The following is a 19,108-nucleotide window of genomic DNA, read 5'->3' as shown; positions in this document are numbered from 1 at the left end:
AAGAGCCCTATGGTAAGAGTTATCACTCTTACCGGGGCTCAATGAGGCTAACGCTCGGCGGCCGTTTAATGGCCACTTAGGGTGTCTTGCCCAGGGGCTTACGCCGCCCGGTGGATGGCTCGGCTTGGGCGCCGAAGAAGGGCGCGGCAAGCTGCGAAATGCTCGGGTTAGGCGCATGCAGCCGTTGACCCCGGGATACCCGAATGGGATATCCTGCTGGGTTACCAGCGCTCCCGGCTTTTGCTCGGGAGCGGGAACCCCCCGAACGGAAACATCTTAGTAGGGGGAGGAAAAGAAATCAATCGAGATCCCCTGAGTAGGGGCGACCGAAAGGGGGATAGCCCAAACCAAATCTGCCGGTGATAAGCCGGTGGAGATGTGGTGTTATTGGCCTCTGGTCTGGGGTTCGACCCCAACCTCCCTGGCCCTCTGAGCCGAACTCCCCTGGAAAGGGGGGCCAAAGAGGGTGATAGCCCCGTAGGCGAAGGATGGTGGGGGGTGGCCAGAGGCAGAGTACCATCCCCTGATTTGGGGGTGGGAAGTTGGGGGACACGTGCCTCCAAGGCTAAATACGTCCCAAGACCGATAGCGAACTTAGTACCGTGAGGGAAAGCTGAAAAGAACCCCGGAAGGGGGAGTGAAAAGAGCCTGAAACCGGGTGGTTACAGAGGGCAGGGCTCGAAAGGAGTGATCCCATCCGAAGGAAAGGGTCGCGAGACCTGAGTACGAGGATGGGGGACCGGGGTCCTGCCTTTCGTCTTGAAACACGGGCCGGGGAGTTCACGCCAGTGGCGAGCCTAAGGGGGTTAACCCCGAAGGCTTAGGGAAACCGAGTGCCCGCAACCCGGGAAACCGGGTGAGGGGCAGGGTCTGTCAAGGCCTGAAGTCACTGGCGTGAGGCTAGAAACCGGGCGATCTAGTCCGGGGCAGGCCGAAGTCGGGGGAAACCCCGATGGAGGGCCGAATAGGGGTTCTGACGTGCAATTCGTTCCCCTGACCCCGGACTAGGGGCAAAAGACCAATCTAGCCCGGTGATAGCTAGTTCCTCCCGAAATGCGTCTTAGCGCAGCCTCCCAGGAGGTGGCCCGCGGGGTAGAGTGACAGATCAGGGGTTCCAAGCGAAAGCTTGGGGCTCCTGGTCTAACTCCGAACCCACGGGCACCGAAGAAGGGGGGAGTGGGTCACCCGGCGTAAGGTTGGGTGGCAAAAGGGGAACAACCCAGACTCGGGTTAAGGCCCCTAAGTGCCGGCTAAGTGCCAATGAAAAGGCGTCTCCAGCCTTAGACAGCGGGAAGGTGGGCCCAGCAGCAGCCATCCTCTAAGGAGTGCGTAACAGCTCACCCGCCGAGGCTGGAGGCCCTGAAGATTGGTCGGGGCTCAAGCCGGCCGCCGAGACCCGAGGGGTGGATCCCGCTGGGATCCACTCGGTAGGGAGGCGCTGCGGTGGGGCAGAAGGTGGGCCGTGAGGTCCACTGGACCCGCCGCAGGTGCAGATCCCGGCGGCAGTAACAGCGAATGGGGGTGAGAATCCCCCACGCCGGAAGGGCCAGGGTTTCCCGGCAATGGTCGTCAGCCGGGAGTTAGCCGGTCCTAAGGCGGGGCCCAATAGGTACCCGCCGAAAGGGAAAGGGGTTAATATTCCCCTGCCTCCCGGGTAGGTGCGGTAACGCAAGCCTGGCTTCTGACGGATCGGGCTAGGGGGAGCGGAGCCACCGCTCCGCCCAAACGCTTAAGTCCCCGGAGTGCCGTAATGGCGAGAAGGGGACGAAGGCGTGATGGGCCTGCCGTTAGGCGGGTTCCCCTGATGCCTGGTCCCCATGAAAAGGAAGCCAGGAACGATCCCGGGAGACCGTACCGAGAACCGACCCAGGTGCCCCTGGGTGAGAAGCCCAAGGCGTCTGGGGGGTAACCCAGGCTAGGGAACTCGGCAAATTAGCCCCGTAACTTCGGAAGAAGGGGTGCCTATCATGGTCGCTAAACGGCCATGATAGGTCGCAGTGACAAGGGGGACCTGACTGTTTAATAAAAACATAGGTCCCCGCTAGCCCGTAAGGGTGAGTACGGGGGCTAAATCCTGGCCACTGGCGGTTGGTGAAACCCGGGTTCAACCGGGCGAAGCCCCGCTGAAGGCCGGGGGTAACTCTGACCCTCTTAAGGTAGCCAAATGCCTTGCCGGGTAAGTTCCGGCGCGCATGAATGGATCAACGAGGTCCCCACTGTCCCAGCCTGGGGCCCCGTGAACGCCCTGAGCCGGTGCACAGTCCGGCACCCCCCTACACCGAGAGAAGACCCCGTGGAGCTTCACCGCAGCCTGGCGCTGTCCCTCGGGCGCTTATGCGTAGAGTAGGTGGGAGGGGTCGAAGCCGTCCCTTCGGGGGCGGTGGACCCGAAAGTGAAACACCACCCATGAGCGCTCGGGGGACTAACCCTCGAAAGGGGGGACAACGTCAGGTGGGCGGTTCGGCTGGGGCGGCACTCCCGCGAAAAGATAACACGGGAGCCCAAAGGTCGGCTCAGGCGGTACAGAACGCCGCCGTAGAGTGCAAGGGCAAAAGCCGGCCTGACGGGACCCTTCAAAGCACGGGGTCCCGACGCGAAAGCGGGGCCTAGCGAACGCTCGTGCCCCCACACGTGGGGGCCGGGCATGACAGAAAAGTTACCCCGGGGATAACAGGGTCGTCGCGGGCGAGAGCTCACATCGACCCCGCGGTTTGCTACATCGATGTCGGCTCTTCCCACCCTGGGGGTGCAGCTGCCCCCAAGGGTAGGGCTGCCCGCCCGTTAATGGGGAGCGTGAGCTGGGTTTAGACCGTCGCGAGACAGGTCGGACTCTAAGGGTAGGGGGTGCTGGCCGCCTGCGGGGAAGGCACCCCTAGTACGAGAGGAACAGGGTGTCGGGGCCTCCAGTTTACCGGTTGTCCGGTAGGGCAGTGCCGGGCAGCCGCGCCCTAAGGGGTAACCGCTGAAAGCATCTAAGCGGGAACCCCTCCCCTAAAAGAGGCGGCCAGGCCGCAAGGCCGGGGGCCTCCCCCAGAAGAGGGGTTTGATGGGGTGGGGGTGTAAGCCCCGAGGGTTTTCCCGAGGGGTTTAGCCCGCCACTCCCAATCGGCCCCTTCCTTGGGTGAGATTCCCTAAGTGGCCAAACGAAAGTCGCCGAGCGTTAGCCGAGGGCCCTAATTCACGACTTGTATGTTTGTAATTTTAGTCCAAATTTCATTTTCGACTAGCCTTACAGTATTTTGTGCATTGAAAATAAGAGTAAGTTACTCTATGATTTTGGTAACCATAACGGGGAAAAATATTCTGAAGCAATGGATTTAATAGCTAGAATTTAGTGCAGATTATGCATGTTTAGGTAATTCGTAGAATATGGTATTCTTAAAGTTAAAGTGTTCAGATGACATATTAATACTGAAAATGCAACGGATGGATTTAAATCATAATTAATTGTAAGTGGCATTTACTATGAAAAGTAAGTAGTTCTAATCGAACAAGAGACCTTGATATTGGCGTCAGGTTTAGGATACTGAAAGACATAGATACAGGGTTGTAACTCATTATTTTAATGTGTAAGCGGATAAGTTGGATTTGTTGTATTTAACAATATTCGTGCACTACTAGATTAAGGCTTAGGGTAAAGAGCTTTGAACTTATTAAGCTCAAATGCTTTTGGTGTCAAGTTTGAAATTGTTAAACTTACTCATTGTCATAAAATTCGGAGCATATGGGTAAAAGTTATAGAAATAATTTATACCTTAACGATTACACTATAAACGCACTCAGATAATATTTTCAATTCTTACTAATAGCCTCTTGGTTGATCTACAATACAAAAGACTAGTAGGTTAGACGTTAGTAAACGAAATGGGACAAGATAAAGCTATCTTCTGCGCAAGAGAAGCTTTAGAGAGCAACTAAAAGTTAGACACCTTAACATGGTTAAAGTAAGATAACCAGAATTTAAGTAGTTGTCTCTTCTTAGGTTATTGTTTGATTATCAAGACTATAGTGCTTTTCATAGTAGTAGAGTGAAAAGTCTTATAATTGAAATCATTCCGTTGCATTTTCATTGAAAAAGACTATATAAGATCAACTAATTAGTTTCTTTATTATCCAAATTCTAATTTTACTTGGCGGATGTGTTGAGTAAGGTAAAAAGAAGTAAAGGAATTCAAAAATTGGTTTTTTGCATGTTTTAAATAGTTTTATTGCTCCTTTATCGCTTTTTGTAATTAAAGCTGAGTAGATATCTGCTCTTATTTCAATTATGTTTCTTACTGCAAAGTAATAGTATAGAGAGAGATACATAGGAAAGTACATAAAGGTGTTTATGAATGATAGGATTAATAATGTTAGCATTGTAGAAAAAGTGTATGGGTTAAATGTTTTAAATCTTATATTAAAGAAAAATGCGAATATTAATATTGGCCAAACAATTTGAAGTGGTTGTAATATTTGTATCGACACGAAAAAGTAGTTTAAGGTGAATATAAGTCCAAAGTAATAGTAAAAACTTAGGATTTTTGAATTTATTGCATTTGCTAAATCCCTTACTGAAAGATAGCCTGAAAAGAAAAGTATTGGGAGAAACATAGAAAGTATTGATAAGTATTTTAATTCTTTCTCGTCTATAGCATGTCCTATTTCATGGAAGAGTACATATTTAAATATGTCTTTATCTTCTGTGTGTTTTTTACTAATAATTACCCTATTTTTCCCTACATAGAAACTATTATCTGCGTTTTTGATATATACTTCATAGTTGTTAAACAAGAATCTAGGATGTTGGTCTAGAATTTTATGCATTCTCTTACTAAGTAAGAACCATAAAGAATTGTAAGCTACTATTAAGAAATACCAATAAAATAAGAACTTTGGCAAGTATATAAATAGGGAAAGGATAAGGAATGAGTAAATAATAATTCCAATTATAAAAATGAGGCGCATATATTTATTTCCTGTTAACTGTATAAAAATTTAATACAAGTGATATAGAGTGTTCACAATTTTATCACAAAGTTGAAAAACGTGTTCTCTCTCTAAACAAGAAATTTGTAAAAACAAAAGTTATAATCATGAGAACAAGCTCTTTATTGCATTTATAGTATCATTTACCGTATCAGAAATACTTTTACCAGCCTGAATTCCAGCATCTACAACATCTCTTATAATATCAATTAATATCAATACCCAAATGCACAATCATATCGTCAACATCAATACCCAAAGACTCAATATCGGGGATTAGTGAATTTGTAACACTATATAATACCGGATAGAAAACTTTTGCATAATCAATTAAAGACGTAAACAAGTTGCCAACACCAAGCTGATTAGCTAATAGAACAGCCTCCGAATAAGTAGTAGGTAACTTAAGTTTCTTAATAGAATAAGCAACAGCTTGATTTATACTTGCAACACCGTTAACCTCACCTATAGAGAATTCATTAGAACATCTGTTAAACAATTTGCATTTGTTTGTGTAATATATTGGGGCACCTATAATTGTATTACTACTAAAAGCAATACTTGAACGATCTATCAATAACGTTTTTTCATCAGGTTCATAAGATGCATTACTATTGTCTAATAATTTCTCAATAGCTTGTGATAGATTAGTACCTAAATTTTCGGCATTTGGTAAAAGTGAAATACCTAAAAGTTCGCCATTAAATATTTGGGTAAGATAAGATGGCATTGTTACAAGTACAGGATACCATATATTTGGTGGTCCCCTAGATAGTGCTTGTACAGATTTTATGGCAATTTCGTATTTATTATCAGATTTCATTACAAGTATATTACCTAGATCGTTAATTGATAAAAACCAACATTTATCCAAAGTCATGTAAAACGCATAATTTGGCATTCCTACCATTACAGCAGACTGATTTTCTAATACTCCAGTTATATCTCCAATAAGATTATCGTCAAGTAATGGATTATATCTTAACTCACATCTTGGATTTGAGTTGGGTAAGAGAAACTTTTTCATATATTCAATCGGATTTTTACTAAAATTAGGATCAGCTGGTGCAATTGGTGCAACTATAAGTTTGTTACCATAGTTTTGAGTTACTGATGAAGGTAACATTAAGTAGTAATGTCTTTCCCCTGATAAACATTAAAATCTCTACCGCTAAAACCCAGTGGTGAAACACTACCAATATAAAATAAACCGTATTGATTATTTCCCCATATTTGTTGTGCGATATCTTGATATTGTGGATCTATGATGACTCTCACTACGACACCATATCTGATAGTATCTATAGTTAAATGGTTTGCCATTGCGGAACTAACTCTTCTAGGTACTGACATTGCTGGGTAATTGCCCACATTACCAATTATTTGCTGTTTATTATTAAATTGGCACAAAGTAGAGAGAGTAGTAGTACCAGCATTAAGTATTGCTGATTCTATTGCTTCTATATTAATAAGTAATTCTATTCTTGGTAGTGGAGTAGTATCTGACATCGTATATATGATGATCGTTTTAGAAATATAAAATTTATTGTTATAGTCTTTTTTACTGAAAATATAATGACTATTATAAGATTTCTCACTCTGTCTTTGCATTAAACAGGGAAGAAAGACTCTATGCTTCTTTCTTAAAATATACTTTTATCTCCTCTAATAATCTAACTTTATGTAGTCCTCTATCAAAAAGTTTATATACATAGAATATATGATAATTTATAGAAATAGATGGTAATATATGGCAACAGAACCTTATCCACCATATACAGATACTACTAGCCTTTTTGGATTAGGAATAACAGGCATTGCACTTGGCAGTTTAGATTTGATAAAGAGTATTGTAGAGCAATCTCAATGGAAATGTATTGTCAGTACTCTTGAAAAATGGGATCGATCTGGAGAAATTGCTGACTATAGTGTACCTATTACACAAGCTAATGAGACTGTTAGACCTGCTATTGTCGGTGCTATTGGGATTTATGATGTTAATGTTCCATTAACTAACTTATTTGGTCATGGTGTTATTGTTAATACTAAAGATGATTATTTAGTATTTATTGGTAGGGTAAACTCTAACTGGGGTAGGGTTCTTATAGCACAAGGAGGAAAGACATTTAACAAATACTTAGGTAAAAGATTTCTCTCGAAGCTTGTATATGCTAGTAATAATCTATTATCTACAATACAACAAGGTATATCAGTCCCATGGGCTCATGGTAATTATTCGATAGATACTGTTGAGTTTGGCGCTATAGTTCTAGGAAAAAGAGAAATAGAAATGGAGGGAAAGCCTTGGGTTAATACCTATTCTATGACCGATTGCCAGGGTGGTCCATGGTATCAACAAATACTAAACGCTATAGCTAATTTCTTCAACTGGCTTTTTTCAACTCAAATGACACTTAATCCTCAATATACGAGTAGTATTTTACGACTTTCACGTAACCTTAATTATGCTCAATGGCCATTTTCAAGTAAAGACGGATTTTATAGTGCTGGAATTGCTCCTTTAACTACACCGTTTAGAGATATAAGTGCTACGCTTCCTTTTATGTATCTTACTGTTTCAATCGCAGCAAATTTGATTATCAATAACTTGAAACTTATTGTATCACCAGTAACTTTTATTGGACAGTATGTGAAAAACAGACTTGGTTTGTCATTTTCAGTTAAGGATATTTTGAAAGTTGGTATAGGATCTCCTTTGCAGTCTTCTCTTAGTTGTGGTACTGGTTGTTCACAGTATGGTAATTTTGGGCAAGTGATAGGTTTGGGTAGTTTTAGTGAAATAAAAATAGGATCTATTAATTTGGGTTCTCAAGATATTTATTTTGCTATTCCTCATCCAGATTATGGTAATTATAGTTTGTCTGATTTAGAGTCTTTCTTTAAATTGTATTATTTGGAAGATGTAATAAAATTAGGGATTTTGTTTGCTGTAACAATGGATAGTATTTCTGATCAGATACGAAAGCAGTATGGTGATTATGCTGTAAAATTGGCTTATGAATGGACTCCTTATTCTGAGGATGAGAATGAAATAAGGAGTGAGGCTTTTTCCGTTGCTCAGCAAGCTAATAATATTTACACAAAGGCAAGAGAGGAGCTTAATAGGATTAGAGAATATTCAGCATTAAGTTATGTTGAGGAGTGTGTTGTAGAGTATTTTGATCCCGGATTAAGTGAGGAGGAGATTGTTAAACAAGTTGTTGGTTGTGCAATTGCCAAAGCTATTTATTACAGAGAAGATTATTATGAAGAGGAATAGAAATATGAAGTATTTTGAACGTTTGTGGTTCTGATGTTTTTATACAAAGAGTGTTTTTTAGTTTGTATCTTTTGGTCAAAAATTTGTGAACTTATTTGAGTGTGTCATACAATTAAAAGTATAATTATTTGTAAGCCTAATCTTATAAAAATTATTCTTAATATAAAAAGGAAAAGTTTACTTTATTTTGTTTACTAGATCAAAATATTTCTTTATAGTATCTTTTCCTTTATCAGTGATACTTGCATATGTCCTCGGTCGATATAATGTAAATTGTTTTTTAACTGTAATTAAACCTTCTTCTTCTAGTACTTTAAGATACATTAGTAAAGAACTTTTTCGTATTTTAGTATATTCGAGTAATTCTGAAAAGGATAATCTTTCAAAATTTGATAACGCAATCAATATTCCTAGTCTAACAGAATTATTCAAAGCCCTATTGTTTAGAAATTGCAAGAGATCTTTAATATTGTTTTTGTTTTCAGCATCTTTGATATTCTCCATTATCTATCAACTCTAAGAAAGATTTAATTGATGCATATGCCCATAATATAGCGAATATAAATACGTATATAGTAGCAAATTTACTAAATGATGTAGCAGCTAATATTGGATAAAGAGGATAAAGTTGAAAACTACCTATTGCTAGTATATCATAATATTTTCCTTTAGTGAGTTTATAACGAGAAAATAAGATTCTCCATATAGCGAAAGAAATTCCAGCAGTAAAGAGGAGAATAGGAATGATACTATACCATTGATCAAAGGTTATCATGAAAATTATTATTAGAATCGTATAATATAATGAGTAGAATATTCTAGTTATCTGGAAGTATCTATTATTATATCCAAATCTAATTAAACGCAATCGTATTATTTTTCCAAATATGTAGACAGAATATATAATGAAAGGGACAACTATTACAATGTCTGTTAAAGTAAAAATAACGTTATTGGATGTGTATAAGCTCTCTACATAATTGACTAGGTTGATAAATAAAAAATAAATTACCCAAGTTCCGTAATAAATTCCGAGAGTTTTCCTCATTTTTTCGATATTATCGTATCTGCAAGTTTATTCCCTTCTTCGATGAGTTTTTTATAATCCTCCATTTATACTACACCGTATAGTCTATTAATATTTCCTAAGGTAAGCACTTTAATGCCGGATCCATTATCTCTCATTATAGAAATTTTCTTGCCCCCTACATCTAACGTTAAAATAGCATTAGGGATCTCTCCTTCAACAATAGTTGAATTTAGAAAATCTTCAGTTATTATAGGACCATATACTCTTTCGCTTAGAATTATATAGAGTGGCCAAGAATTAAACTGTTTTAATAAATCTAATTCATGAGTTGTAATAAATCCGTCCTTTATATTTTCTTTCAAAAGTTTAGCTATAGATAACCTCTTAGATGGATCTACATTTTCATATGGTTCATCAATTAGCATGTTCTTACTTGGAGAAGATAAAGCTAATGCAGTTCTAACTATTGTGCTCTGGCCTGCTGATAATTTAAAATTCTCTTATTTATAACTTCATCATAAATTCTTAATTCTTTTAATATTTCACGGAAAGTATCTAATTCAAGGTCTTTAATTTCTGAATATACATCCACAATATCTTTTACTTTTCTTCCTATTGTATAGACTTCTGGAATATTTGTAGAAAGATTAAGGTAATTTTTGATTTTTCTTATTTCTTGTCCATCAACTAGAATGTCTCCTTTATAAGGTATGAGTCCGCATACTGCTTTTATTAATGTAGTTTTTCCTGAACCATTCGGTCCAATAACTATTGAATGCTGTTTAATAGATAAATTTAATTTATCAAATATTTTTGTATTGGAAAATTTTATTGTAAGATCTTTATAATCTATCATGAGTACTTTATTATCCTACATGGTTATAAATAATGTGTATGGTTCAATTTTTGAACTTTCTTTGTCCTATTTAAGTATCTATTCTTTATTCAATATATGAGAAAAACTTTATCATACATTATAAAATCCATATTGAAAAATCCTAATATTATAGGGTGGGGAGTTTTGTTTATATTCTTTTGGGGAGTTATAGCAGCATATGTTAGCGTACCTGGAGAAATGAATACTTTACCCGAAAGTTTATCTATTGTGAAGTCCTCGGTGTACACTGATATAGTTTCTGCTTGGTATGCTACTCTGATGATACTTTTCTTAAGTGCTATAGGTGTAAGTTTAACATATTTAGTTTATTTTCAGAGTGGTTCACTTTCCTATTTATTCAAGTATAGTAAATTAACTCCTAGTAAATATTTGATGTCAATGTTCTTAGGTGGTACAATTGCAGGAATAGTTCTGTCCTTAATTCTAACTTATGCTATTTCTGGTATGTTCTCTACCAATGGTGTGGGCTATACTGTGATGCCCACTAAACCTTATGTAGTTTTCCCTGTAGTCATTTTATCGTTTCTTTTCTTAATCTCTCTTTCATTCTTTCTTTTCTTAATTACAATGAAACTTGGAGGAATAAAGTACCAACAATTAGTAAACTATATTCCTTTAGTTCTAGGGTTTATATTTTATTCATTATATACTTTTGCTTCATCTTATCCAGAGTGGGTTACATATGCATCGCCATACCTAAATATCATGTGTCTGCTGTTTTACGGTTATTCTGGTAATAAACCTCCGGTTACTGTCGCATCTGGAATTAATGCACCCACAGTATCAGTGGAATGGTCTGCATTATTTTTAGCTTTGTGGACAATTGGACTATTTTTGGGCGATACATTGCTTTTGAGGAAGATAAATTATGAGCCAATTGAAGAAGCAAAAATAATGTAAACATAATAATCTCAATAGTTTTTTCTTAAATCATGAGTCAATACTTAGTATAGCTAATGTGCATAAATTTTTAGCATACTTATTGAGAGCTTTTAACTATTATATTCCTTTAGACATCAAAATAGATATTTAATACATTGATGGTATTCTTAGAAATTATTTTGACTTATATCAGAAAGTATTTTAGACATTATGGGATCTATAATTTCGTAAGTTCCTCTTTCTTCTCTAATGATATATCCATCATTTAATAAACTTTTTAATCCTTCATTTTTCTAGGTTTATATAGATTTATTTCCCTTAAGTTCCCTTTTCCTCCTTTTTAGACAAGAATTTCAAAATTTCTATAGCATTCTTACCCAGATTTTTTGCATTCATTATCTATTATGCTTTTAATTACTGGATCTTGATATATTTCGTTCAGACTTTTATTTATACATTGTAAATCGATTTTATTACAAGATAAGCACTTTAATTCAAAATAATTCAACCATGAGGTAATTCAGAGCTCCATTGCAGATTGTAATTATTTTATTCAATTATAATAATACTATGAAGAATTAAATGAAATAGTATATTAATTAGGAGAAAAACATGTGTAAGAGTAATAAAAATACAGGGATGAGAAAAATTTTTAGATCCCAAACCAATAGCCCACATAATTTGAAACAATCTATAAGGAGAATGAAATGACCAAATAAACATCTTTTTACCTCTCTCGTCTATTGCTATTAATATTACTGTCTTTCCATCTTTTATGTGTTTTCCGTCAAGTATGAAGTACTTGTAGTCATGTTTTTCTTCTCCTACAAATTCACAGAGTGAATTACTTAGGCTGTTAGAGGCGATAGCACGTAATGCCTTTTCATAGTAAGTGTAACACCATTTACAATTGCTTAAATTATTTATGAGCAAGGGTTCGTTTGATTGAAATTAATCCGTTGTATTTTCAATGAAAAAGACTTATTACACTTAAAGTTTTTTAAACTCATTCTTTATTTTCCTCATCTTACATGATAAAACCGCACGGAAGAGTTAACTTGAAAATATTTCTTAATGCTATCTACTTATAGTATCAAAAGTCCGAAACCACACAATAGCTGGTTTATCTATATTAAAGTAATTCTCACCATGTTCTCTGTGCCTAATAATATTTTTTGAGGAGGTAAGGCAACGGTTGGAGCTTCACCTCTTTCTGTTAAAATGCCAATTACTTCAACCTCATGTGGAGCAGTATAATGACCTAATCTTAACTTAAGTTTTTCAACCTTATTACGAAGGAAATCCTTGAATTTCTCTCTATTTCTTAAAGCTACAATTCTCCTTATGTTATCTATATCAATAAAATTGGTTTTATAAGTTCTCCCTATCAAAGATTTAATTTCATTCATATCTTTTTTCATTTTCTTTGTCTCTCGGGAAGGTTTTCCTTTCAAGGATTTTATAGTATACAGCCTAACGTAATTTTCGTAAATAGGTAACAAAGTCTCAGCTATTCTCATTTTTTCTCCTAAATACTTTCTAAAAAACTCTTCCCATAAGGGATTAGGATCTCTAGGATTAAAATCATCTGCTAAGTGATCTAGTACCTCATCCCATGTTTCAAAAATTGTTTTGACCTCAAGAACTAAATCACCTTGTATTCTAATTTTAGTTCCTTCCTTAATATTAGTAACTTCATTCCAATTATAATCAAACCCTAAGAAGCTCCTTATATCTAAATCCCTTAGTGAGGGAATGTAATATGAAGTTAAAAGTAATTCCATAACAAATATTTTGTTAGAATCATCGATTCCGAAGATGTAAATTATAGAGTCTCTTGTTTCTGTGACAACTTTAATAGCTACATAAGGACGTTTAATTACCATTTTGTGATTATGTTGATAGAGAGCGAATCTTCCCCTATAATAATGGTCTATTGAAATAAAACACTCAGGGTGATTAATAAGCTCGTAAATATTTGAATAAAGGAGATCATGGCAATATTCCATAAAATCTTTCTGTTTTAATCCTTTAAAAAACTTAGTGGGGGTAATTCAGGTTTCTATTGAAAATTGTAATAATTGAATAATAGTAAAAATTCCTACACAATCTATCATTTCCAAATAACTAGAATAATAGTGCTAGTATAATGCAATGTCAAAGGTACACAGAGCTAGCAACATTCGTAACTACAGTATACAAATTTTCACTTATTTCTTTATTGAATTATTATAATTGAATGAAATTATTAGAAATAGCAATGGAAACCTGGATTACCCAACTGTTGGATATTGTTTATTTCTCTCTCTGTTATTTTTAAACTTCGAAATAAACTATTTCTTATGGAATGCTTAGAAGTTGCGGATTACCTTGAGTCAATAGGGATTAAAAAGTCGTATGAGGAAATTTGTAATATATTTGATTTATTTTTTAAGAAAAACGAAGAGGTGGGATTTAACAAAATTTATTCTAAAATAGCTACTATAGATTATTTCTTAGGTAGAGATGTAAAGAAAGATATTAAAAAACTTTATTATATAGAAAGTTTTCTAGAGTTAGTGAGTGAAATACCATTAAGAGCACTTACTGTTGGTGAATTAATGTCTTTTATTAATTGTAATAAATTGCTAAAGTCAATTAACTATTTCCAAAGACTATTTCTTGGTGATTTAGGAAAAGATTATACATCTGAGTCAAAAAAGAGATTTACTCTTGGTATAAGAGATCTTGGTTTAGGAGGACCCTCTATTAAAATTAAAAGCAAGAAAAGTAAAGAATTTACCTTTGCCTTAGCTTCCAAACTTCACCTTTTATCACCTTGTGTTGAAATAGAAAATGGAATAATATTAGATACTGGGTTCACAAATATTGACACGATTTTAGCTTACTTAGATTGTGGAGGTAATTTGAAGAATGAAAAGAATTGTAATGAAAGGTGGAGTAGTAAAATTGAAATAAATGACAAGAATGATGTAATACTTGTTTTTGTGGATGGTAAAGTTATGGGAAATTATAAGATTAAGAAAAAAGGAAAGTATATAGTTATGGTGAGGAAGTCTTAAAAGAGGAAAAGCAGGATGATAGAATTTTGAAGTTTGGTAGAAGTAGATACAATGGTCTTGACAAATTTAGGTTAATTTTTGATGGAAGTTAAACACAACTCTTAGGTTAAGCTTTTATTTTAAGTTAAACAAATGTAATTACATGGAAGTTAAAGTTCATAAGAAAGGGATAATAGTTTTACCAGCCGAGATAAGAAAAAAGTTAGACATTAGAGAAGGAAGTTTGTTAAGCATAAAAGTGGAGGGTGATACAATAGTTTTAAAGAAAGAAGTCACAATGCTTGAAGCATATGGAAGTATTGGGAAAAAGGAGGATGCTGAGGAGTTAATAAGAGAGCTTCATGAAATGAGGAGAAAAGAAGTTGAAAGTGATTCTTGATACTGGATTTTTCATAAATTATTTTACTGGGAAATGCGAAGCTTGTAGGAAAGTTATCGAGGAAGCTTATGCAAACAAAGTTACTTGTTTAACCACATACCTTAATCTAACTGAATTATTTTATCTATTTGCAAAAAGATATGGTAAGGAATCAGCTATTAATTACTTGAATTTAATAAAAAAGTCTCCAATCAATGTAGTTAATCTTGATGACGAGTTAGTGGTGAAGGCTGGAGAATTAAAGTTAAAATACAATACTCTTTCATTAGTAGATGTTTTTATTATAGCTTTAGCTGAAAGAGAGAAGGGTAAAATTTATACTACTGATTCAGAAATATCTAAAGTTCATAAGGATACAGTTTTGCTATCTTGATTTTTAGTAAACTTTGAAGTATTGATAGGAAGGATTAGACAATTGTATAATGTGCTGTATACCGTGAGTAAAGGTTATAGTGTAACTTTTTGGTTGGTATCGATAAAATTTATGAGCAAGATGCTCATGAGAGTGGGTAGGATTTAGATGGGTTATATCATGAAAAGAGAACGGTTATTCATATTTTATCCCTTTTAAGGCTTCTTTTATAGAACAGATTCAAGATATTTTAAATTTAGATACGTTGTATTCTATTCAACAACCTAGTTTTTAGGTGATGTATTCTAGGATGATTGCATCATCATCTTTATTGAGGTTGTTGTTTTACAGGTTGTGAAGTTTTCTAAAGATTAGCTTCACTTGCAGAATCTATTTTTATATTTGGTTCTGATAAGAAGACTAAATTAATATTGTTACTCTCATCGAAGAAGGATAAGGAGGAATAAATTGCTTTTAAAACGTAAGATTTGCCCGAATTGGATTTTCCAAAGATGATTGTAATAGGTGAACTAAAGTCAAAGGTAGTGTTATGTAAGGGACCTAAGGATTTTATATCTATTCTCACAAGTTAAATGATGTCCACTTTGTTAAAAAGTTCTTGGCATAAACTTAATGATCCTTCCTTAGGATCAATTCCGGTTAATTTAATAACCTCGTACCTATCCTTGGGGAAGATCCCATTAGAAATTAAATAGAAATAAGCAATGTCTTGTGTTTTTCTTTTTTTCTCTGCATAACTCTTCATAAAGCCTTTTTGCTTTTTTCATTATAGCTTCTTTATCAACACTAACTTCTAACCTTTTTATCAACCATTTTCCATTAATATAAACGTTTGCAAGGAAAGGGTCTAGGTTTATAAGCTCCAAGAACTGGTTTGTTGTGTAAATATGTAAGTCAATTTCTTCTAATGGTATTAAGTGTTCTGAAGAGAATGCGATAGCTTCTTTTACATCATCAGCTACAATCATTATGTCAATGTCTCTTTGTAAGCTTCCGTAATATCCAAGAAGTCTTACCACATAATGAGATTTGCTTTACTATTATTAAGTTTTGTTAGCATTTATCCATCTTTTCTATTTTACCTATTCTTAAATATACTATTTTATCACATACTCCTTCTCTCAATAGGGTGTTATGAGAAGCGTAAATTACTGTATAAGGATAGTTTTTTATCATTTTTCTAACAATGTTAGAATTATCTAAATCAAGATTTGATGTAGGCTCATCAAGTAAAAGTGTTCTAGCCATAGAGCTAAAGGCTAATGAAATCTTAAAGAGTCTTCTCTGTCCAGAACTCAGTTGATATGGTTTTTTGTTTAAATCAAGGTTAAAGTCTTTTATTAGTGATAAGGCTTTATCCTTATCAAATTCTCGTAGTTTTGTTATAAACTCAAAGTTTTCTTTTAATGATAAATTTTCTAGGAAGATTAGATGTTCCTCAAGCATAAAAATTTCCTTTTTCCTCGTTGTAGTGTCAGGCTCTCTATCGAGTACTTTAACTTCTCCTTTAGTAGGTTTATGTACTCCGTAAATTAGGTAAAGTAATGTTGTTTTGCCAGAACCATTAGGACCAACAATTGCAACTTTCTCATTATCTTTTACTTTTAACTCTACTTGAAGTGTGAAGTTCTAAACTCCTTTACAGCGTTAACGTAAACAACTTCACTCAATTTCCCTCATCTTTAGGAATTTGGATTGATCTTTATAAGCTCTTTCTAAAGTATAATACTCAGTCGATAATGAAAAGAAGAAGAGGGAAAGTAAACCTAGTATTAATCCATAAGCTATGTAAAGTGGATACCAATAAATCCCATAAGTATAGTAGTATATAAAGAATATTACAAGAGGTAAAATACCTATAAGCGAAAATATGGGTAATAAGATTTTGAAGCTTGTCTTCGTATCAGTTCCTTCTAAGATCATTAATCCTATTATATTACTAAATCTTGTTCTAAATATAAATGGGACTGTAAGTAGAGTGTAAGCTATTTCCGCAATAATGTAAATACGAGTAGATAAAGTAAGATCTGCTGGAGTTACATAAACCGTAGTAAACGATAATTTCCAAGGATATATTAAGTCATAGCCAGCTAAACTTGAGCCGTAAACTTTTGTGTTGTTCAAAAACTCTTTAAAACCATTTAATGCTGTAACGTTATTGCTTAATATTAGAATATTTCTTAAGGACGCTGCAATTTCAGTAAAATTATCCTTACCATAGGGTAAAAACGCAAATCCTGCACTAGAAAAGAATGAATTATAAAGTACACCTACAATTTTAAGCTTAATTGTGTGATTATCTATGCTTGTATATACATAATCCCCTAAAGAAAGACCTAGTTGCTTAGAGCTCCCTGAACTAGATAAACACCATATGAAGGATAATTGCCAGAAAACAACATAGGTTGTACATTAAATACTTTCATAGCTAATGTAAGATTAGGTGAAGCTATAGCAAAAACCGATACTCCCCCATGACCAGTGCTGACATACATTGTTCCAAAAGGCACTAGATTATTCATTCCAAAAAAAGTAGTAAGCTTTTCAGCAACTAGAGCTTTTTCTAGATTTAGCTCAACTGTAGGCATGTTACCATAAGGATTGTTTTTAATGTTAAGAATAGATATTGTAATAAATTCGAAGAAGAAAATTTGACTGAAGACAACTAAAAACAACACTAAAATTAATACTATAATCATCAAATCTCTAATTAAAGATCTATTAAGGAAATTTTTGAATAGGATCTTATACATTAAATCACCTTATAATGTTATGTGTTATTAAAAAATATAAATAACTTTAACTAACTTGTAACTTGAAACATTGCTAATGAGCAGGTACCCGGTACGTATTCTACTGGCAACAAAGGTGTATTTAAACCTCCTGCATATCTAGTGTACTATGTTCCGACTAAATTGGGATTATTAGGAATAGGTTGCTGAATCTCGTATTCATAGGATTAGCAAGCGTTCACGCGGGCTAATATACTGAGCTTCCCATACAACTATTCCATTGTACTTTGCCGGTGGTACAACTGCATCTAGTAAACCTCCTATCGTTCTAATTATAGTAAAGGGTTTCATTACGATACCGTAATCATAATAATCAGTAGCTATAGTAAAGTTTACTGTAGATGTAAGTGCTCCGATTGTAAAGGGACCGATATTTATCGCGTCAAGGTAAACTACTATAGTACCAGTGCCTATTGCGTTACTCCCTATAGGATAACTAGTTTGTTGCCAACACATGTATCATTGCTATTAAATCTGAAAAGAGTTTGGTTAATGATAAAAAGGTTAGTAAAAGTGGAATCGTAACTTGGGTTTTACTCTTCTTTACTGTGGGTTTTTATTAGGCTCGTGGAAAAAAGTTAAATTTTGCGGTTGTCGAAGAAGAATTTACGTAAGTTAATTTCTATATAGGTATTAGATAGATAATATCGCAATTTTAAACATATGGTTACTACTATATTTTCAATGAATTAAAAATGCGACTTAATACATGCGGTCATTACAGCTCTTTGAATAGTACTTTACAATGATTTATGAAGTTGAAAAGGGTTGAAATAGAAAATGTAGATCATAGAATATTAATAGGAATAAAATAGAAAATAAATGATGAAGTTTATTAACTTGGAAAATCAATTGTTACTGGTAAAAAATTGTCTAAAAAACTATATTAACAAGATCTAATCCTAGATTGCGCAATTTTTCTATTATTATACTCGTTATTTCTTCCTTTATTTTTTCAGCTTCTCCTTTCACTAGGATTTCTTCCACTACTTTTTTCACATCTGATTCTAGTTCTTCTTTTAGTTCATTTATTGTATATTCTCTTTCTAAAGCGGGCATATTAAGTATTAATTTTTCTGGATCTGAAACTCTTACTTTAACTTTTATTTCGCTATCGTAATTTTCCACTTTCAGTGTGATTTCATGTTCTTCAGTTGAGTAATAGTATATAAATATGCGGGAATTTTCGTGTAGTAATTTTGATTTTAATACTTTAACTGGGTTTGCGATTTTTATCTCATGCTTACCTGGGGGGAGGTTAGCTAATATTTGTCCTTGACTTATTACTAATGCGTTTTCACCTTGATTAACGTATAGGGTAAGTTTTGTTGGTGTGCTCTCTATTATCTCTTTTTTAATCAAATATCTCGATATTGTCGTGGCGTCACTCATCAAAAATAAAATTAATTAACATATTTTTTAAAACTAATCCTAAGAGTGTGTA

20 protein-coding genes and 1 rRNA gene are annotated in these 19,108 nt (G+C 35.6%); 6 read left to right on the top strand and 15 right to left on the bottom strand.

What is annotated here, in order from left to right:
- Positions 1–86 precede the first annotated feature (86 nt).
- Positions 87–3,125 (top strand): 23S ribosomal RNA (locus tag ACAM25_RS10880).
- Positions 3,126–4,089: 964 nt separating this feature from the next.
- Here the strand turns inward: ACAM25_RS10880 and ACAM25_RS10875 are convergent.
- The 3 genes from ACAM25_RS10875 to ACAM25_RS10865 all read right to left on the bottom strand — a co-directional run bounded on the left by ACAM25_RS10875 (position 4,090) and on the right by ACAM25_RS10865 (position 6,477).
- On the bottom strand, positions 4,090–4,947 hold the full coding sequence (locus tag ACAM25_RS10875; protein ID WP_369609745.1) for a hypothetical protein: 858 nt from the start codon (positions 4,945–4,947) through the stop codon (positions 4,090–4,092).
- A 226-nt stretch (positions 4,948–5,173) separates the two neighbouring features.
- Positions 5,174–6,094 (bottom strand): hypothetical protein, encoded by a 921-nt coding sequence (locus tag ACAM25_RS10870; protein ID WP_369609744.1) that lies wholly within the window; start codon positions 6,092–6,094, stop codon positions 5,174–5,176.
- A complete protein-coding gene (locus ACAM25_RS10865) occupies positions 6,094–6,477 on the bottom strand; it encodes a hypothetical protein (RefSeq protein ID WP_369609743.1) in 384 nt (127 codons plus the stop codon). Before ACAM25_RS10865 ends, ACAM25_RS10870 begins: the two co-directional genes overlap by 1 nt.
- A 241-nt stretch (positions 6,478–6,718) precedes the next feature.
- Here ACAM25_RS10865 and ACAM25_RS10860 point away from each other — a divergent pair, with 241 nt between their 5' ends.
- Positions 6,719–8,248, top strand: coding sequence for a hypothetical protein (locus tag ACAM25_RS10860; RefSeq protein WP_369609742.1), 1,530 nt, complete (start codon positions 6,719–6,721; stop codon positions 8,246–8,248).
- 177 nt (positions 8,249–8,425) lie between these two features.
- Here the strand turns inward: ACAM25_RS10860 and ACAM25_RS10855 are convergent, their stop codons facing one another.
- The 4 genes from ACAM25_RS10855 to ACAM25_RS10840 form a co-directional block, all read right to left on the bottom strand.
- Positions 8,426–8,752: a transcriptional regulator gene (locus ACAM25_RS10855; RefSeq protein ID WP_369609741.1), complete on the bottom strand. Its 327-nt coding sequence runs from the start codon at positions 8,750–8,752 to the stop codon at positions 8,426–8,428.
- On the bottom strand, positions 8,730–9,296 hold the full coding sequence (locus ACAM25_RS10850) for a hypothetical protein (RefSeq protein ID WP_369609740.1): 567 nt from the start codon (positions 9,294–9,296) through the stop codon (positions 8,730–8,732). Before ACAM25_RS10850 ends, ACAM25_RS10855 begins: the two co-directional genes overlap by 23 nt.
- A 65-nt stretch (positions 9,297–9,361) precedes the next feature.
- Positions 9,362–9,703, bottom strand: coding sequence for a hypothetical protein (locus ACAM25_RS10845; RefSeq protein ID WP_369609739.1), 342 nt, complete (start codon positions 9,701–9,703; stop codon positions 9,362–9,364).
- A gap of 38 nt (positions 9,704–9,741) precedes the next feature.
- On the bottom strand, positions 9,742–10,134 hold the full coding sequence (locus ACAM25_RS10840; protein WP_369609738.1) for an ATP-binding cassette domain-containing protein: 393 nt from the start codon (positions 10,132–10,134) through the stop codon (positions 9,742–9,744).
- 165 nt (positions 10,135–10,299) lie between these two features.
- Between ACAM25_RS10840 and ACAM25_RS10835 the strand changes: the two genes are divergently transcribed.
- A complete protein-coding gene (locus ACAM25_RS10835) occupies positions 10,300–11,076 on the top strand; it encodes a hypothetical protein (protein WP_369609737.1) in 777 nt (258 codons plus the stop codon).
- Between the two features lie 1,109 nt (positions 11,077–12,185).
- Here ACAM25_RS10835 and ACAM25_RS10830 read toward each other — a convergent pair.
- Positions 12,186–13,067, bottom strand: a complete 882-nt coding sequence (locus tag ACAM25_RS10830) for a hypothetical protein (protein WP_369609736.1) — start codon at positions 13,065–13,067, stop codon at positions 12,186–12,188.
- A gap of 333 nt (positions 13,068–13,400) precedes the next feature.
- Between ACAM25_RS10830 and ACAM25_RS10825 the strand changes: the two genes are divergently transcribed.
- The 3 genes from ACAM25_RS10825 to ACAM25_RS10815 all read left to right on the top strand — a co-directional run bounded on the left by ACAM25_RS10825 (position 13,401) and on the right by ACAM25_RS10815 (position 14,872).
- Positions 13,401–14,120: a hypothetical protein gene (locus ACAM25_RS10825; RefSeq protein ID WP_369609735.1), complete on the top strand. Its 720-nt coding sequence runs from the start codon at positions 13,401–13,403 to the stop codon at positions 14,118–14,120.
- Positions 14,121–14,262: 142 nt separating this feature from the next.
- A complete protein-coding gene (locus ACAM25_RS10820) occupies positions 14,263–14,499 on the top strand; it encodes an AbrB/MazE/SpoVT family DNA-binding domain-containing protein (protein WP_369609734.1) in 237 nt (78 codons plus the stop codon).
- The gene (locus tag ACAM25_RS10815; RefSeq protein WP_369611667.1) at positions 14,489–14,872 is read left to right on the top strand and encodes a type II toxin-antitoxin system VapC family toxin; all 384 of its coding nucleotides are present in this window, start codon (positions 14,489–14,491) and stop codon (positions 14,870–14,872) included. The genes ACAM25_RS10820 and ACAM25_RS10815 overlap by 11 nt, the downstream gene beginning before the upstream one ends.
- A 343-nt stretch (positions 14,873–15,215) precedes the next feature.
- On the opposite strand, the gene ACAM25_RS10810 is transcribed toward ACAM25_RS10815, so the two are convergent.
- The 7 genes from ACAM25_RS10810 to ACAM25_RS10780 form a co-directional block, all read right to left on the bottom strand.
- A complete protein-coding gene (locus ACAM25_RS10810) occupies positions 15,216–15,437 on the bottom strand; it encodes an AAA family ATPase (RefSeq protein ID WP_369609733.1) in 222 nt (73 codons plus the stop codon).
- Positions 15,438–15,552: 115 nt separating this feature from the next.
- Positions 15,553–15,891, bottom strand: a complete 339-nt coding sequence (locus tag ACAM25_RS10805; protein WP_369609732.1) for a hypothetical protein — start codon at positions 15,889–15,891, stop codon at positions 15,553–15,555.
- Between the two features lie 34 nt (positions 15,892–15,925).
- Positions 15,926–16,450: an ATP-binding cassette domain-containing protein gene (locus ACAM25_RS10800; RefSeq protein ID WP_369611666.1), complete on the bottom strand. Its 525-nt coding sequence runs from the start codon at positions 16,448–16,450 to the stop codon at positions 15,926–15,928.
- Positions 16,451–16,534: 84 nt separating this feature from the next.
- Positions 16,535–16,996 carry a hypothetical protein gene (locus ACAM25_RS10795; RefSeq protein WP_369609731.1) on the bottom strand — a complete coding sequence of 154 codons (462 nt, stop codon included), beginning with the start codon at positions 16,994–16,996 and terminating at the stop codon, positions 16,535–16,537.
- Between the two features lie 212 nt (positions 16,997–17,208).
- Positions 17,209–17,625, bottom strand: coding sequence for a hypothetical protein (locus tag ACAM25_RS10790; protein ID WP_369609730.1), 417 nt, complete (start codon positions 17,623–17,625; stop codon positions 17,209–17,211).
- Positions 17,626–17,823: 198 nt separating this feature from the next.
- On the bottom strand, positions 17,824–18,120 hold the full coding sequence (locus ACAM25_RS10785; protein WP_369609729.1) for a hypothetical protein: 297 nt from the start codon (positions 18,118–18,120) through the stop codon (positions 17,824–17,826).
- A gap of 417 nt (positions 18,121–18,537) precedes the next feature.
- Positions 18,538–19,056, bottom strand: a complete 519-nt coding sequence (locus ACAM25_RS10780) for an SPFH domain-containing protein (RefSeq protein ID WP_369609728.1) — start codon at positions 19,054–19,056, stop codon at positions 18,538–18,540.
- Between the last annotated feature and the right edge of the window lie 52 nt (positions 19,057–19,108).

The organism is Sulfurisphaera javensis, from assembly GCF_041154675.1.
Lineage (GTDB): Archaea > Thermoproteota > Thermoprotei_A > Sulfolobales > Sulfolobaceae > Sulfurisphaera > Sulfurisphaera javensis.
Note: the sequence above shows the minus strand (reverse complement) of the source record. Positions and strands in the feature narration are given on the sequence as shown.